Raw genomic sequence first — 15,880 nt, 5'->3', positions numbered from 1 at the left:
GAAATTAATGGCTAAGTATCCAAATATTTATCGAGACAAGAAAACAAAGACATGGTTCTTTCGAGCTTATCTGGGAATGGATGAGGATGGAAAGAGACATCAGAAAACGAAACGAGGGTTTCCATCACAAATAGAAGCAAAGCGAGCATATGATAATTATATTCTCAAGCATGGGTTTCACTATAACCTTACTTCAAAAATAAGTAATTCGAGTCAAATGACGTTTAAGGAGTTTTATCATATTCGCTTTACTAATTGGTATGAAAAGCAGGTGAAAAGTCAGACATATGAGAATGCTAAGTTTATCTTCGAAAAAAAGATGGGTTATTTCTACAATTTCAAAGTTAGAGATATCACCATTCAAGATATTGAGGATTGGATGTATGAGTTGAGTCAAACCGCGACTAGGAACTCAAGAAATAAAGATGAAATCAAGACACTCTCTAGGAATTATATCAATCGTATTTTGGGTCATTTAAAGATAATACTAGATAGAGCTGTTAAGGAAGGATTGATTATGAAAAATCCTGTTGACGATGTGTCTTCTTTTCCGAAAGAGAATAATAAGGTCGATTTCTGGGAGTTTGAAGAGTTTAAGCAAGTTATGGCTGAAATTCCGGAAGATTCATTGGAATTGAAGCAACGGAAACTTGTCTATGAAGTACTCTTCTATACTGGATTACGGATCGGAGAATTAGAAGCTTTAACATGGAAGCAAGTAGATTTTAGAAGGCAACAAATTACAGTTGAAAAGACCTTGATTTACAAAACTAAAGACGATTGGCATTTATCAACTCCGAAGACTAAAAAAGCATATCGTACAATTGGGATAGGACAATATCTTTCTAAGAAATTGAAAGAATGGAGAGATTTGCAAAGTCGAATAGGTAATTTTGAATTTGTTTGTCAATTGGATGGAACTTTTACTCCACCGTATTGTTTCTCATCATGGTTGAAAGGTTATGCTAAAAAAGCTGGAGTTATCCCAATTAAACTTCATGGGTTGCGGCATTCTCATGTTGCGATGTTAGTAGACCAGCACATTCAACCTTTAGTTATACAAGAGAGATTGGGTCATGCCAATATCCAAATAACTCTCGGCACATATGGTCACCTCTATGCTAAGTCTGACGAAAAAGTCGTCAATGTTTTAGACGCAATGATTTCTTGATAATTTATCTCAGAAAAAATCGAACAATCTATTAAATATTGTTTTCCAGACTTCTACCAGAGCCTTTGAGAATGCTATTAGGTCAATGATTTCAGCACCTCACTTCCAATCTAAGATGTATCGGAAGTAGTGTGGGAACTGAGGAAAACAGCTTCAAACAAAAAAATATAACTATTAATACACAGCATATCGTCAAAAAGATGTGCTGTTTTTTTTGATTCAAGAAATGTAAATATTTATTATGCTATCTATTTGTGAGCGATATTTTTCTGGGAGAGATTTAATAATTTGCTTGATGAGAGCAAGCGAAATATGTATAACTAGCGGGATGATTTTGAACAGTAAGGATAACAAAAATATGATAGTATTTAGTGGCTTGAGCTACTGTGATTTTGAACGTATTTCAATAGGATTTAAGAAAAATTGATATAAAGGTTGTAAAACAGGGGAAATCACCTGTTTTTTTTATGGGGAAACCAAATAAGGAGGTAGTGTAAGCTCATGTTGCACAAAGTATGCATATTATTGGATAACAAAGTTTGTAGAATTGAAAACGTTTTTAAAGTATTTTGAGAGTGTAAGGGTGATGAATATGAACTTAGAAGATAGAAATAACCAAATATTAATGGAACTAATAAATAATCCCCAAGTTACTAGTAAAGTTTTATATGAAAGGTTTGGTCTATCAAGAAGTCAATTGAATTACGCTTTAAAAAAAATCAACGATTTTCTAGAAGATGGAAAGTTGCCACAAATCAAAAGAACAAAAAAAGGTCATTTTTTAGTTCCTAATGTAGTGGTATCTGTATTTGGAGGTGGTAAAGAAAAAGAACGTGAAAAGAAAGCGCACTATGTATTTTCTGGACAAGAAAGAATCTGGGTAATCGAATTAATGATTTTGGCAAAAGAAGAGTATCTTTCGTTAAATCATTTTATCGTGGAATTAGAGGTTAGCAGGAATACTATTTTACGAGACTTAAAAAGAATCGCAGAAGACATTGAAAATTATGGGCTGAAACTAAAGTATACACGACAGAAAGGATACTATTTCCATGGAGATGAATGGAATAAAAGAGAACTACTGTCGGCAACCTTAATGAATTTGGCAGATATTTATGATGGAATCAATTGTATTATTCGATTTTCAAAAATTGATACAGATCTAATTGAGGTTTTCAAGAATCGTATCGGGTTAGTCGAAGAAAAGTTAAATATTCAATTTACTGATGATCGCTTAAAGGTTTTGCCACTATTAATTATTCTAATTATTCGGAGGGCAAAAAGAGGGAAACAAATAATCTATAATTTCAAAATTGATGATTTTGAACTTGCTGATACAAAAGAATTCTTGGCAGCGGAACACATTATTTGGGATGTAGATGAAATAAGTAGAAATGAACGAGTGTACCTAACTTTGTTATTGCTTACAACTAATCTATCGCAAGCAAACATTCTTTCAGTTAGAGAAATTGATAATTTAAAAGAAGCCTTATTTGAAGTATTGAATAATTTTGAAAAAGTATCTGGTCTAAGTGTTGAGCGTAAAGAAATATTGTTAGAGCGCTTATTGATTCATATGAGGCCAGCGTATTATCGCATTAAATACCATCTAAATCTGCAAACACGATTTTATCAAGAGAATAAAGACACCGATTTGTTTTCATTATTTTATTTAGTGAAGGAGTCTAGTGAACCTCTTGAGGCATTTTTTGGAGAGGAAATACCAGATCCAGAATTATTCCTGATTTCTTTATTCATTGGCAGTCATATTGTTGAAAGTACGGAGATCATTCGAGATGAAAATAGAAGGCGGGCAATTATTGTTTGTCCGAATGGAATCTCAATCTCGCTATTGCTAAAGAATACGTTACAGAACTTATTACCAGAAATCGACTTTGTAGAGTTAATCTCTGAAAGAAAATTCTATCGAAATAATTACGATGTTGACTTCATTTTTTCAGCTATTCCTCTGGAAACAGAGAAACCAGTTTTCGTCGTAAATAATTTCTTAACTGATCAAGAAAAGAGACAGTTAAGGGAACGGGTATTACGTTCAGTGACACTAGCTCAAAACACCGTTATAAATCCAGAAAAGATCATGTCATTGATAAAGAAATATGCGGTGATTTCTGACGAAGAAAATTTATATCACGAACTATTAACGTTGTTTACTCCAAAAGATTTCGAGAGATTAGAGAAGAAACGTATTCATTTGATCGATACATTAAAAATGGATACGATCCAAATATTTGATGATGCCATAGAGTGGTCAGAACTCCTTGATAAATTGGCCCGGCCTTTAGAGAAGCAAAAGGTTATTAGTAAAAATTTTGTAACGGTTTTAAAACAAGAGATGCCCATATTACCTCAATATACGGTTTTACGAAATACCATAGGTCTACCGCATACGATGAGTGAAGCAGGAGCGCTAGGAGTAGGAATCAGTATGGGAATCGTTAAGAAAGGAATACTTACTGAAAATGGATCAAAAGTACACACAGTTGTTCTGTTGGCCTCTAATGATAAAGATAAACATGTTGATTTGATCTTTGAATTGATGAGCTTAGCAGGTTCAGAACAACTAAAAAAAATAGAAGAAGCAACATCTATCAGAGAAATACGCACTTTGTTAGTAGATTTTAGTGAAAAATATTGGAGGAACTAAGAGATGGGCAAAAGTGACAAATTAAGTTTTTATGTTAAGACTCCTTTGATTTTTGTTCAAGAATCTTTTTCGAATTCTATCGAAATTTTTGAACAGGTCTATGAACACGCATTAGATCTAGGATGGGTCAGAAGTGATTTTCTAGAACGAATAAAACAACGAGAGGAGACATTTCCGACTGGAATTCAGTTGGAAAAATTTGGTGCAGCCATTCCACATACGGATGCTGAATGTATTTTAACCGAATTTGTGGCAGTGATTACTAATAAGGAGCCTGTTCAATTTACTAGCATGGAGGACAAAAATAAAAAAGTAAATACGGATGTTATTTTCATTTTGGGATTAAATCAACCACACGCACAGTTAGAAATGCTGCAATCATTAATGAAATTACTACAAAATGACAATATTTTAGAAGAAGTTTTAACAGCAAAAGATTCAGAACAATTACTTTATGCAATTAAAAAAATTGAAAAATAAAAGGAGACGATTAATATGAGAAAAATTAAAGTATTGGTAGCTTGTGGGGCAGGAATAGCTACATCAACAGTAGTTATGAAAAGAATTGAAGATCTATTGCAGGATAACAACATTGAAGCGGATGTTGAACAAATTAAAATTGCCGAAGCGGTATCTAAACAAGAAGGGGCCGATATGCTTATCTCGACAACAATTTTACCGACTCAATACAAAATACCAGCAATTACAGCCTTGGGATATATCAGTGGAGTAGGCGCTGATAAACTAGATGAAAAAATCTTGGAAATTGCACGATCTGTCAATTAATAAAGTTAGTTAAAAATAGTGGCCGCTATTTAAAATAAATATATAAGGAGGATTTATTTGAATGAAAGCTATTAACGATGTTGTACAGTATATCCTTAATTTAGGACCTACTGTCATGCTCCCCATTATGATCCTAATCATAGCACTCATTTTTAGAGTACCATTTGGGAAAGCATTAAGATCAGGATTAACAATAGGAATTGGGTTTGTAGGTATTAATTTGGTTATTGGTGTGTTATCAGATAATTTAGGGCCTGCAGCTCAAGCTATGGTCGAACGCTTTGGATTTCATTTGACTGTGATTGATACTGGGTGGCCATCTGCAGCATCTGCTGCATGGGCTTCGCCGGTTTCAGCAGTTTTAATTCCGATTTGCCTGATTGTAAACGTTATCTTACTACTGTTAAAAGTTACGAAAACTTTAGATATTGATTTATGGAACTATTGGCATTTTATCGCTGCGGGAGCAACAGGTTATATTGTAACAAATGGCAACTGGTGGTTTGCTATTTTATGTGCCGTATTGTATGAGATTGCTTGCTTGATTATTGCCGATAAAACAGCACCTTTAGTAGCGAAATTCTATGGGTTGGAAGGCGTAAGTTTACCAACTGGATCAACGGTGGCATTTGGCTTAGTAGGTATCCCAATTGGTATTGCTATAAGTAAAATTCCTGGTTTAAATAAGTTGCACGCTGATCCAGAATCGATCCAAAAACGGTTTGGAATTTTTGGCGAACCAATGATGATGGGAATTATTATCGGGGCAGCCATTGCTGCACTAGGCGGTTATGATATTGGAGGCATCTTAAAAATGGGCATTAACATGGGAGCAGTAATGTTCTTGATGCCACGGATGGTAAAAATCCTAATGGAAGGTCTCATCCCGATTTCAGAGTCTGTCAGAGATTTTTTACAAGAACGTTATGGTGAAAGAGAAATTTATTTAGGCTTAGATGCTGCGGTTACCACTGGACACCCAGCTAACTTGGCAACCGGCTTGCTTTTAGTTCCAATAACTTTATTTATCGCTGTAATATTGCCGGGGAACAAAGTATTACCTTTTGGTGATTTAGCAACTATCCCCTTTTATGTTTCTTTAATTGTTGCTCATCGGAAAGGGAATATTATTCAATCGGTATTAACAGGAACTGTTGTAATAGCATTGGCATTATACATGGCAACTAATTTTGCTCCTGTTCATACGGAAATGATGCGAGGCGTGTATGAGTTTCCCAAAGGAGCAACACAAGTATCAACACTCGATATGGGCGGTAATTTCTTAAACTGGGTAATTTTGAAATTTTCTCAACTGGTTTCTGGAATCCTTTAATTTTTTATAGTCACTACTGAATTAAGGGACTCTAAAATGGGTCCCTTAATTTTTTGAAAGGGAGGAGTTTTGTCATGAAAGCCGCATTGTTAAAAGGATTGAATCAATTTGAAATAGAAACTATCGAAAAGCCAATTCCTAAGGAGCATGAGGTTTTGGTAAAAATTAAAGCTGCAGGAATATGTGGATCTGATATCCATAAAATGCAGAACGAATGGAAATATGAGCTTCCCATGGTTATGGGGCATGAATTTTCTGGAGTCATTGAATCCATAGGAAGTAAAGTAAAAAGGATATTGATTGGCGATCGAGTGGTTGTAGCGCCTCTGATCCCCTGTCATGAATGCGTCTATTGTGAATCGGGAAAATATCAGCTGTGTGAAGACTATACAATGATAGGTTCTCACCGGTATGGCGGTTTTGAAGAGTATGTGACTGTTCCAGAAGAGAACGTGATCAACATTGGGGAAAGCATTTCTTTTGAAGAGGCCGCAATGATTGAACCATTAGCGGTAGCAGCTCATGGTGTAATGGGTTTAGATCCTAAAATCGGAGATACGGTAGCGGTATTTGGTTTAGGTACGATCGGAATATTAACAGTTCAGTGGTTGCGATTAACTGGTGTAAAAAAGATTATTGGCATTGATATCGACTCAAATAAGATAAACGAAGCAAAAAAGTACGGCGTAACAGATACGATAAATTCTTTAGAAGAATCATTAGAAGAAAGAATATTTAAGCTAACTGACGACCTTGGGGTAGATATTGCTATCGAATGTGCTGGTTCCAAAATTACAGAAGAGCAGTGCCTGTTAATTACAAAAAAAGGCGGAAAAATTGGCTACCAAGGAATCGCTTATTCAGATGTTCTATTACACCAACGAGCTTTTGAAAATATTTTTAGAAGAGAATATACAATAAACGGTTTCTGGAATTCTTATTCAGCACCTTTTCCGGGAAAAGAATGGATACATTCTGCGAAGTTTATCGAACAGGGGAAAATAAAGCTAAAAGAATTGATTTCTCATCGTTACGAATTGGCAGAGATTCAAAAAGCATTTGATCTGACAGTGAATCGTGAAGAATCCTATAACAAAGTAATGATTTTTCCGGAAGATAGAAAAGAGGAAAAGAAATGATGAAGGGTGTTTCAAAACAAGCCCCAGGCTACGATCAAATGGCATTTATCGATTTATCTGTTCCAGAAGCAACAGATGACAAGGTCTTGATTAAAGTTGCTTATACAGGTATTTGCGGATCAGATATTCATACTTTTAAGGGTGAATACAAAAATCCCACTACTCCCGTTGTACTAGGACATGAATTTTCTGGGCAGGTAGTTGAAGTCGGAGCCAATGTAACAAAGGTCAAAGTTGGTGATCGGGTAACCAGTGAGACGACCTTTTATGTCTGCGGCGAATGCGATTATTGCAAGGAAAAGCAGTATAATTTGTGTCCCCATCGAAAAGGAATCGGCACGCAGCAAAATGGCTCCATGGCGAACTATGTGTTGGCTCGAGAAGAAAGCATTCATTTACTGCCGGATCATTTAAGCTATGAAGGTGCGGCGATGAGCGAACCATTAGCGTGCTGTGTCCACGCGATGTATCAAAAGAGTCATTTGGAATTAAAAGATACGATCATTATCATGGGCCCCGGACCAATCGGACTGTATCTTTTGCAGATTGCCAAGGAAATTGGAGCCTTCGTCATTATGACGGGGATCACAAAAGATGCTCATCGTTTAGCATTAGCAAAAAAACTAGGTGCGGATGTGATCGTGGATACGATGAAGGAAGATCTAGCCGCAGTCGTTAATGAAGTAACGAATGGCTACGGTGTCGATAAAGTGTACGATGCTTCAGGTGCTGTACCAGCAGTCAATGCTAGTTTGCCATTGATTCGCAAGCAGGGGCAATTTATTCAAGTAGGCTTGTTCGCTAATAAAATGGTGGATTTAGACACAGAATCAATCATCCAACGCGAGATCGAATACATCGGCAGTCGTTCACAGAACCCTTATGACTGGCCGATTGCGATTCACTTATTAGCGAAAGGTGCGATCAATATCGATGAGATGATTACGAAAAAATACCCATTGACTAAATGGCGGGAAGCCTTTGATAAAGTGATGGAAGGCAACGAAATCAAGGTAATGATCGAATCCAATCCAGAAGAGTTCACTGATTAATGGAAAGCTAAGTAAGGAGGAGAGACATGGAAAGTTGGTTGGGTTTAGATAATAAGGTAATTATTGTAACAGGTGGTTCTGCCGGAATCGGGCGTAGCATCGTTAAATATTTGATAAAAAACAATGCGCAAGTGGTGAATTTCGATTTAAAGAGTGCCAATCAACTTAAACAAAAAAATTATTATTTTTATAAAGTTGATGTATCAAAAAAAACTGAGATAGAGCAGCAAGTAGCTCATGTCTTTCGGAAATTTGGGCGAATTGATGGTCTGGTAAATAATGCAGGAATAGCGTTACCGGGCATGTTAATAAATCCTGATAACACTGGGAAGTATGAATTAACCGAGGAGCTATTTGACCGGACTGTCTCAGTTAATCAGAAAAGTGTATTTCTGATGAGTCAAGCAGTGGCGCGTAAGATGGTTCTGCAGCATTCTGGAGTGATTATAAACATGTCGACTGAAAGTGCTATAGAAGGATCAATCGGACAAGGTTTTTACGTAGGTACAAAGGGAGCTATTAATAGCATGACTTGTACTTGGGCAAAGGAGTTAGGTAAGTATAATATCCGAGTATTAGGAGTAGCGCCAGGAATTATGGAGGAAACGGATCTGCGTTCTGAAAAGTATGAAGAAACCTTAGCTTTTGTTCGAGGAATATCACCAAAAGAATTGAGAGAAGGCTATGTAAAAGCTTCTAGTATACCCCTCGGTAGAGCAGGAAAACTAATGGAGGTTGCAGAAGTAGTTGCCTTCTATTTATCAGAGCATGCCAGCTATTTAACCGGTATTATCACAAATATCGCTGGTGGAAAATCTAGAGGATAGGGTGGATAAAAATGGAGTATATGTTGGATACTGTTTGTTTAAATAGTATTGAAAAATATATGAATGTAGTACCAATTAAAGGAATAACCTCTACACCGAGTATCATTAAACGAGAAGGGAAAATTGATTTTATTCCTCATATGAAAAGGACACTTGAAATAATTGGGGATGATCGCACATTGCACATGCAAGTCGTTGCAAAAGAACTTGAGGGAATGATCGATGATGCGAAAAGAATTTGGAACCAAATCGGTGAAGAGGTCTATGTAAAAATTCCGGCTTCAAAAGCTGGTCTGAATGCGCTAAGTATTTTAAAAAAAGAACATGCCAATTGTCGAATTACAACGTCAGCTGTTTATACAAAACTACAGGCTTTTCTAGCATTAGAATCTGGAGCAGATTATGTAGCTGTCTACACTAATCGATCTGAGAACATCGGAATTGATCCTTTTGACATTATCAGCTCAGCCACAGAGTACGCAAAAAGAAATGCATTGAACGGAAAAATTATGGCATCTAGTATTAAGAATGCCATGCAAATTACAGAAGCGATAGAAGCTGGAGCTGATGCAGTAACTTTTTCGCCTGCAATATTAGAGGATTTTTTTGATTTAGCGGCGACAAAACAAGCGATAGAACATTTTACAAGTGATTGGGAAAATTTATATCAGACGAAAAATATTTAACTGATCTACAGGTTCTTTCATTTTTAGAAATGGGATTCATGAGTATTGCTAATAAATTGAGATGAGATTGTTATTAGTTATGAATAACATTGATGCGAGAAATTGATTCTATTCAAATGTTGTGTGGGATTTCTTCCATAGAGTAGAGTAATTTTTCAAAGAATTATCAAAAGTCCGCAGCGAGCGGATTTTGATTTTGTAAGTTCGCTCAAAATAACAGTACAATAATTTTGTCTTTGAAGCGGTCTTTAAGATATGTTATTCGGTTAATATGAAGAAAAAATGTAATAATAAAAACGAGTAATTTCTGTGTCAATTTCTGTTTAGTGAATGGCTATCTAGTAGTAAAAAACGGCTATAGTCAGGCTGCTAAGGAGAATTGAATAGAACCCTTTGTAGTTTTATTTTTGTAATTGTGACAATAATTTTTATGTCATAAAAGGGGGTCTCAGGTAGAATATCAGAAAAAATAGTATTGACAATTAAAATTGACTCAAGTAATATTACTATTAAATTAAAATATAATTAAGCTATGAAAAGAAAAGTAATAATTTTAGATTTTCAGAGAGTCTCTGGTTGGTGAAAAGAGATAGTCGAACGTTATGAAAATGGTCTTTGAGCATTAGTTATCGAGAGAGAGATCTTTAGATGCTACGGGTTCACCCGATATAGTGATAGGTTATCGAAATATTTCCGTAACCGAAAAGTGGCTTGTTTTAAAAACAAGTAATGAAGGTGGTACCGCGATAAGGTATTTTTATCGTCCTTGATTTGTATTCTAAATACAGATCGAGGACGATTTTTTTGTTTTCTATTAAAAAGGAGGAAGAGAAATGAGTAATGAAAAAAAAATGAATGGAGCACCAATCGCTGTTTTAGGAGGAGGTGCAGCTGCAAAAGCAATCGCAGCTGATTGTGTTTTAGGTGGAAACAAGGTGAATATTTGTGATTTGCCGGAGTTTGCAGAAACAACACTGAAAAATATAGAGCGTACGGGAATATTACTTACGGGGAATCAAAACAACAAGTATGGATTCAAGCGCTCAGGCAAAGCGATAATGAATAAAATCACCACAAATGTAAAAGAGTGTGTTGCTGGTTGTAAGCTGGTGATTGTTGCGGTTCCGTCAATTGCACATGATGCATTCTTTGAAGAGCTGGTACCTGCGTTAGAGGACAACATGATTGTTCATATTATTCCTGATAATTTTGGATCGTTAAAACTGAGAAAGAAAATGCGTGAAAATAATTGTAATAAAACAGTAGTTATCGGTGGTTGGTCGAGTGCTCCATATGGAGCGAGAATAGTCAAGGAGGGAGGGGTGCTGACTCCTGAAGTCAGTTTAATGTACCGAGCAATTACTTTGCGAGGAGCCTCCTTACCTTCAACTGATCAAGAGATATTCTTACAAAGTACAAAAGAGCTGGGCTGCTTTGATACCATCACAGAAGGCGATGGACCAATCGGAGGGAAAACTGTATTGGATATTGGATTCAGCAATGTTAATCCAGTTCTGCATTGTCCAGGAACAATCTTAGGTGTCGGAGTTATGGAGAATTGGGGCAGAGTTTTTGGTGGAAATGACAAAAGTACCTACTCAATTTATTCGCATGCCTATTGTGAATCGATTTCAGAAGTCCAATACGCATTTTATTTGGAAGAAGTAGCTTTGGCCGAGGCAATCGGTGTTGATCTTCAGCGTTTTCCTAAGAAAAATTTCCTTTCACGAACGAGTATTTTGGGGCCTGAATACATGGGAGATGAGTGCATCGTGCCGTTTGATGAACAGTTTGAGATGGCTATTGGAACAGGCCCATTCAGTATTCATGATCGCTATATTACCGAAGATATACCAGTAGGCTGCCATGTTTATCATGAATTAGGAAAAAAATTCGACGTTGAAACGAAGGTAATCGACAGCATGATCACTTTGGCTTCTGTTATGACTGGCCAAGATTTTTCAAAAGAAGGCTTGACCTTAGATGATTTAGGGATTGGAAGCTTAGACAAAAATGCGTTATTGGATTATTTAAATCGCGGGGTGATCGAGTGAGAAAAGCCAAGAATCTTCAAACAGAGGCAGACTTGACTTCAACTATTCAAGTCGCTCCAACCGCATTTTCAGGGTTTGCGATTGGCATAATAGCAGTCAATTTAATCTATCCTAAAATACCCGGCAATGTAGCGAATGCGACGACCTTCGCCTTTCCTGTTCTTTATGAAGTAGTTGATTTTGAAATTGAACAGCTATTTGAAGGAAGTAAACAAATTCAGGAGCAGGTCATCGATGCAGCAAAAAAATTAGAGAAGCAGGGGGTTCGAGCGATTGTCGGGGCATGCGGTTATTTTGGACATTTTCAAGAAGCTGTCTCAGAAGCTGTAGATATTCCTGCATTTTTATCTAGCATCAGTCAGGTGCCTATTATTAAGCTAGGACTCAAAAAAGAGCAGAAAATACTAACCCTAGTTGCTAGCGGAAAAGATATAAATGAAGTATTTTTCCGTTCATCCGGAGCAGATTTATCGGATTGTATCATTCGAGAAATAGGTACTCTAGAAAGCTTTTCTCCGATTCGTTGGGGGAAAACCGAGTTAGATAATCAAAAACTGGAAGCAGATTTAGTTAAGGTGGTACAGACTGAGTTGGATAGGTCAGCGGAAATTGGAGCGATTTTACTTGAGTGCAGTGATCTTCCTCCGTATTCCTATGCCATTCAACAAGTATCCGGATTGCCAGTCTTTGACTTTATTAGTTTAATAAACTGGGTGCATTTTGCAGTAGTTCAATCAAAATATTATGGACACTTCTAAAAGAATCTATAAGAGGAGTGAATCCGACAAAATAAGAAATGAATAAGGAGAAAATATTATGAATAGAAAGACAATCATTTTTTCAATTTTATTAACGATAATCTTCGTTTTAGCAGGATGTACGAAGGCTTCGACAAATGAAAAAAAGGAAGATACGTTAGTGGTAGGAACGTTACCCACCCCACATGGAGAGATTTTAGAGTATGTGAAACCTATGTTAGAAAAAGAAGGAGTCAAATTGGAAATAAAAAACTTTGATGACTATATCCTTCCTAATAAAGCTTTGGCTGATAACGATATTGACGCAAATTATTTTCAACATGTTCCTTTTTTTGAGCAAGCAATAAAAGAAAATGGATACAAATTTGCGAATGCTGGAGCTGTTCACGTTGAACCAATGGGACTTTATTCAAAGAAAATAAAATCAGTGGCAGATTTAAAGGATGGTGCAACAATCATTACTTCTAATTCTGTATCTGATTGGGGTCGAATCATTACGATTCTTCAAAATGCCGGTTTAGTCAAAGTGAAGGATGGGGTTGATCTTGAAACGGCCAATTTTGAGGATATTGAAGAAAATCCTAAAAATTTAGTATTCGAACATTCAATTGATCCATCACTTTTAACTAGTGCATACAACAATGAAGAAGGCGATCTAGTAGCAATCAATGCAAATTTTGCTTATCAAGCAAAGCTGAATCCTGTTAAGGATGCAATTCTTTTAGAGGAAGACAACTCCCCGTATGGAAATATTATCGCTGTACGAAAAGAAGATAAAAATGATCCACGTGTTAAAAAACTTGTCAAAGTGTTACATGATGAAGACGTACAGGAATGGATATTGAAGAAATGGGAGGGGTCTGTAAAACCCGTTTCAATAGATAATTAATCATTCAAACGTTACTCGAACTTATAGATGCGGATTTTGGATAGAGAATTTTAACTTTGAAAAGAAAGAATCTCAGTAGATAAAGTACTAATTTATAAAGGGAAAAAGGATGGGTATTTCCTCATATCAAAGACTAATAAATCTTATCGAAAGAATCGGGGAGAATCCGGCAAGATACAGGATTAGTCCGTATTTTATAAATCGCTTAAAAGAGAGCGATGCTTTTTCTCACTGACATTTATGATTTCTTACTACACTACTCATTTTTCCTATCTTGACTATTAAAGCGCTCTTCGTTACCATTATTATCGTTCGAGATTAGTCAAGAGAAGAAGTAAGAATAACAGGAGCAGCTAAAGATGGATAAAGTTTTTGAACTAAAAATTACATGGCGAGATGCTGCTATGTTAATTTGTGCGGGTATGATGATCCTATTAATTGTACTTGGTGTTTCTTTTTGGTTTCTATTTCCTTATTTTCATGAGCCTAATAGGTTAAATATATTGTTTAGTTTAACCTTACTTGGAATGGCTTTAGCGACAGGGGTTATTTTCTTTTTCGGTTTTCTTATTTATTTTGCTTCTTTACTGATCTATTCAGGTATCAAGGATTCTATTTTTGTATTGAAACATGGCGGCATACTTTATCGTCTGGATCAAAGGGGAGTTACTTACCAGGAAGGATGGCTGTTAAAAACCAAAATTTGGTCAGAAATTTCGGATGTCGGATTGTTTAAACAAGAATCGAAGAAATCTAATAGTGTATACAATTATCAAATAAAGTTTTCTGATGACTTGCCTCATACATTCGATTTGAGAGGAAAATATCCTACTAAGGAGTTCAATCAAAAGGTAGAAGAATTTTGGTTGAATTATATTTACGAAGAACTTAGTTCCAAGTGATGATCTGCTATTACTAAGAAAGTGTTTGGCGGAGAAGAAGGTTGATTCTCAAAATCTTTCTCTCGTTGATTTGTTACTTGAGTTGAAATAGCATATAGTTAGAAAGAGCTGTTTGAGAAACTGAGGGAGAAGTTAATATGAAAGATTTTGATGAAACAGAAACCTTTGAATCTTGCCCAATCTCTAATATTCAAAAGATCGTGAATGGCAAGTGGAATATGGTCATCTTATATTTTCTAAGTAAAGAGACGTTGCGCTTTGGTGAATTAAGCAGGAAATTGCCAATGGTGACACAAGCGAATTTAACAAAAAATCTGAAGCTGTTAGAAAGTCATGAGATGATTCGTCGGGAAGTCTATCCGCAGGTGCCTCCTAAAGTGGAATACTCGCTGACGCCAATGGGTGAGAAATTCTTGCCTGTCATAAAGGAATTGGAAAAATTTGCAAAAGCATACGATCAAGAAAAACTAGAGCATTAGTGCTTTAGTTTTTTAATTTTCTAAGTCACCATTGATTTTATACATTTCTATCTCACAGGATAGTATTTCTAAAAAAATAACGTACTATTCAAACCATTGAGAAAGGACTATGCTAATCATCAGAAAGTTGAAGGGAGTACGCTTATGAAAAAAATGATATTAAAAGAATATGGCTCAGTAGATGTTATGGAAATGGAAGAGGTAGAAATTCCTAGCCCTTCTGCGCATCAAATAGTGATTAAAACCGCGGCAATCGGTGTGAATGATCCTGATATGGTTATTCGTCAATCTGGTCCTGCACCAACTATGCCTAAAGACATGTTTCCTCCGCTGCCTCACTCATTGGGACAAGATTTTTCCGGTGTAGTGTCAGCGGTTGGAGAAGAGGTAACGCATTTTAAAGTAGGCGATCATGTCGCTGGTTTTTCTAACATGAATACATATATGGAATATATTTTGACTGAAGAGGATAGTAATGTTTCGGTTGTCCCTATAGAACTAGACCTTGAGCCGCTTGGCGGTCTCTATCTAGGACTTGCGACTGCTTGGGCCTCCACGATTAGAGACGGACAAGTGAAGGCGGGACAAAAAGTGTTGATTCATGGCGGAGCTGGCGGTGTTGGCTCCAAAGCAATCCAGTTAGCCAAAAATGCTGGGGCATATGTTTTCGCCACAGGTTCGGCTGCACAAAGCGATTATATGAAATCATTAGGCGCAGATGAAACCATTGATTACCAAACACAAGATTTTACACAGCTCGTATCGGATGTGGATCTGGTTGTTAATTTAACCGGGCCTGCAACACTAGAAAAAAGCTACCAAGTGGTGAAGCCAGGCGGACGCATTACTACAGTGAACGCAGTGCCTGATCAAGAAAAAGCGGAACAATTAGGAATCACGGCTCAATATTCAATGGGCTTCATTTCTCTTGAAGAATGGGAACATGCCATTGAACTTTACAGTCAGGGAAAATTAGCAGTTCTTGTTGATAAACGTTATCCATTTGATCTTGCAGGAATAAAACAAGCGCATTTAGATTTCCAAAACGGCAGCAATACTGGTAAGAAAATTATCGTTTTTGGAGAATAGAAGGATGACTTTCTCCGCAGGCTGAACTATGGGTAACTGCTATGGCATGT

Annotated in this window: 15 protein-coding genes and 1 other annotated feature; all 15 genes read left to right on the top strand. The window is 36.5% G+C overall.

The genetic code is table 11. The annotated features are described in order from the left end of the window. Positions 1-7: 7 nt before the first annotated feature. The 15 genes from IGI52_RS07675 to IGI52_RS07605 all read left to right on the top strand — a co-directional run bounded on the left by IGI52_RS07675 (position 8) and on the right by IGI52_RS07605 (position 15,830). Positions 8-1,171, top strand: a complete 1,164-nt coding sequence (locus tag IGI52_RS07675) for a tyrosine-type recombinase/integrase (protein ID WP_438780912.1) — start codon at positions 8-10, stop codon at positions 1,169-1,171. Between the two features lie 586 nt (positions 1,172-1,757). Continuing rightward, complete coding sequence (locus IGI52_RS07670; protein WP_438780911.1) at positions 1,758-3,836, top strand: BglG family transcription antiterminator; 2,079 nt, start codon at positions 1,758-1,760, stop codon at positions 3,834-3,836. 3 nt (positions 3,837-3,839) lie between these two features. Beyond that, positions 3,840-4,316, top strand: coding sequence for a PTS sugar transporter subunit IIA (locus IGI52_RS07665; RefSeq protein WP_311946234.1), 477 nt, complete (start codon positions 3,840-3,842; stop codon positions 4,314-4,316). A 15-nt stretch (positions 4,317-4,331) separates the two neighbouring features. Continuing rightward, positions 4,332-4,622, top strand: coding sequence for a PTS sugar transporter subunit IIB (locus tag IGI52_RS07660; protein WP_016181865.1), 291 nt, complete (start codon positions 4,332-4,334; stop codon positions 4,620-4,622). Between the two features lie 61 nt (positions 4,623-4,683). Further along, a complete protein-coding gene (locus IGI52_RS07655) occupies positions 4,684-5,955 on the top strand; it encodes a PTS galactitol transporter subunit IIC (RefSeq protein WP_010741515.1) in 1,272 nt (423 codons plus the stop codon). 74 nt (positions 5,956-6,029) lie between these two features. Continuing rightward, positions 6,030-7,094, top strand: a complete 1,065-nt coding sequence (locus IGI52_RS07650) for a galactitol-1-phosphate 5-dehydrogenase (protein WP_016181866.1) — start codon at positions 6,030-6,032, stop codon at positions 7,092-7,094. Next, entirely contained in the window at positions 7,091-8,146 is a 1,056-nt protein-coding gene (locus IGI52_RS07645; RefSeq protein WP_438780908.1) for a zinc-binding dehydrogenase, read from the top strand. Before IGI52_RS07650 ends, IGI52_RS07645 begins: the two co-directional genes overlap by 4 nt. Positions 8,147-8,172: 26 nt before the next feature. Continuing rightward, on the top strand, positions 8,173-8,973 hold the full coding sequence (locus tag IGI52_RS07640; RefSeq protein WP_176675260.1) for a sorbitol-6-phosphate dehydrogenase subunit: 801 nt from the start codon (positions 8,173-8,175) through the stop codon (positions 8,971-8,973). 11 nt (positions 8,974-8,984) lie between these two features. Next, the gene (locus tag IGI52_RS07635) at positions 8,985-9,659 is read left to right on the top strand and encodes a fructose-6-phosphate aldolase (RefSeq protein WP_438780907.1); all 675 of its coding nucleotides are present in this window, start codon (positions 8,985-8,987) and stop codon (positions 9,657-9,659) included. A gap of 523 nt (positions 9,660-10,182) precedes the next feature. After that, positions 10,183-10,430, top strand: a binding site (T-box leader). Between the two features lie 62 nt (positions 10,431-10,492). Continuing rightward, a complete protein-coding gene (locus tag IGI52_RS07630) occupies positions 10,493-11,713 on the top strand; it encodes an NAD/NADP octopine/nopaline dehydrogenase family protein (RefSeq protein ID WP_016181870.1) in 1,221 nt (406 codons plus the stop codon). Further along, positions 11,710-12,471: an aspartate/glutamate racemase family protein gene (locus IGI52_RS07625; protein ID WP_438780906.1), complete on the top strand. Its 762-nt coding sequence runs from the start codon at positions 11,710-11,712 to the stop codon at positions 12,469-12,471. Before IGI52_RS07630 ends, IGI52_RS07625 begins: the two co-directional genes overlap by 4 nt. A gap of 58 nt (positions 12,472-12,529) precedes the next feature. Then, positions 12,530-13,360 carry a MetQ/NlpA family ABC transporter substrate-binding protein gene (locus tag IGI52_RS07620; protein WP_127979398.1) on the top strand — a complete coding sequence of 277 codons (831 nt, stop codon included), beginning with the start codon at positions 12,530-12,532 and terminating at the stop codon, positions 13,358-13,360. A 359-nt stretch (positions 13,361-13,719) separates the two neighbouring features. Then, positions 13,720-14,262, top strand: a complete 543-nt coding sequence (locus IGI52_RS07615; RefSeq protein ID WP_438780905.1) for a hypothetical protein — start codon at positions 13,720-13,722, stop codon at positions 14,260-14,262. A 137-nt stretch (positions 14,263-14,399) separates the two neighbouring features. Further along, a complete protein-coding gene (locus IGI52_RS07610; RefSeq protein WP_438780904.1) occupies positions 14,400-14,741 on the top strand; it encodes a winged helix-turn-helix transcriptional regulator in 342 nt (113 codons plus the stop codon). A gap of 144 nt (positions 14,742-14,885) precedes the next feature. Then, positions 14,886-15,830, top strand: a complete 945-nt coding sequence (locus IGI52_RS07605; RefSeq protein ID WP_438780903.1) for an NADP-dependent oxidoreductase — start codon at positions 14,886-14,888, stop codon at positions 15,828-15,830. The last annotated feature ends 50 nt before the right edge of the window (positions 15,831-15,880 follow it).

Source organism: Enterococcus sp. DIV0187 (assembly GCF_051713785.1).
GTDB classification, from domain to species: Bacteria; Bacillota; Bacilli; order Lactobacillales; family Enterococcaceae; genus Enterococcus_A; species Enterococcus_A avium.
This window is presented reverse-complemented; position numbering and strand designations above follow the sequence as displayed.

What these genes read in the sequence shown, in the direction of transcription:
- IGI52_RS07675 (WP_438780912.1), top strand. Translation starts at nt 8, where the DNA reads ATGGCTAAGTATCCAAATATTTATCGAGACAAGAAAACAAAGACATGG.
- IGI52_RS07670 (WP_438780911.1), top strand. Translation starts at nt 1,758, where the DNA reads ATGAATATGAACTTAGAAGATAGAAATAACCAAATATTAATGGAACTA.
- IGI52_RS07665 (WP_311946234.1), top strand. Translation starts at nt 3,840, where the DNA reads ATGGGCAAAAGTGACAAATTAAGTTTTTATGTTAAGACTCCTTTGATT.
- IGI52_RS07660 (WP_016181865.1), top strand. Translation starts at nt 4,332, where the DNA reads ATGAGAAAAATTAAAGTATTGGTAGCTTGTGGGGCAGGAATAGCTACA.
- IGI52_RS07655 (WP_010741515.1), top strand. Translation starts at nt 4,684, where the DNA reads ATGAAAGCTATTAACGATGTTGTACAGTATATCCTTAATTTAGGACCT.
- IGI52_RS07650 (WP_016181866.1), top strand. Translation starts at nt 6,030, where the DNA reads ATGAAAGCCGCATTGTTAAAAGGATTGAATCAATTTGAAATAGAAACT.
- IGI52_RS07645 (WP_438780908.1), top strand. Translation starts at nt 7,091, where the DNA reads ATGATGAAGGGTGTTTCAAAACAAGCCCCAGGCTACGATCAAATGGCA.
- IGI52_RS07640 (WP_176675260.1), top strand. Translation starts at nt 8,173, where the DNA reads ATGGAAAGTTGGTTGGGTTTAGATAATAAGGTAATTATTGTAACAGGT.
- IGI52_RS07635 (WP_438780907.1), top strand. Translation starts at nt 8,985, where the DNA reads ATGGAGTATATGTTGGATACTGTTTGTTTAAATAGTATTGAAAAATAT.
- IGI52_RS07630 (WP_016181870.1), top strand. Translation starts at nt 10,493, where the DNA reads ATGAGTAATGAAAAAAAAATGAATGGAGCACCAATCGCTGTTTTAGGA.
- IGI52_RS07620 (WP_127979398.1), top strand. Translation starts at nt 12,530, where the DNA reads ATGAATAGAAAGACAATCATTTTTTCAATTTTATTAACGATAATCTTC.
- IGI52_RS07615 (WP_438780905.1), top strand. Translation starts at nt 13,720, where the DNA reads ATGGATAAAGTTTTTGAACTAAAAATTACATGGCGAGATGCTGCTATG.
- IGI52_RS07610 (WP_438780904.1), top strand. Translation starts at nt 14,400, where the DNA reads ATGAAAGATTTTGATGAAACAGAAACCTTTGAATCTTGCCCAATCTCT.
- IGI52_RS07605 (WP_438780903.1), top strand. Translation starts at nt 14,886, where the DNA reads ATGAAAAAAATGATATTAAAAGAATATGGCTCAGTAGATGTTATGGAA.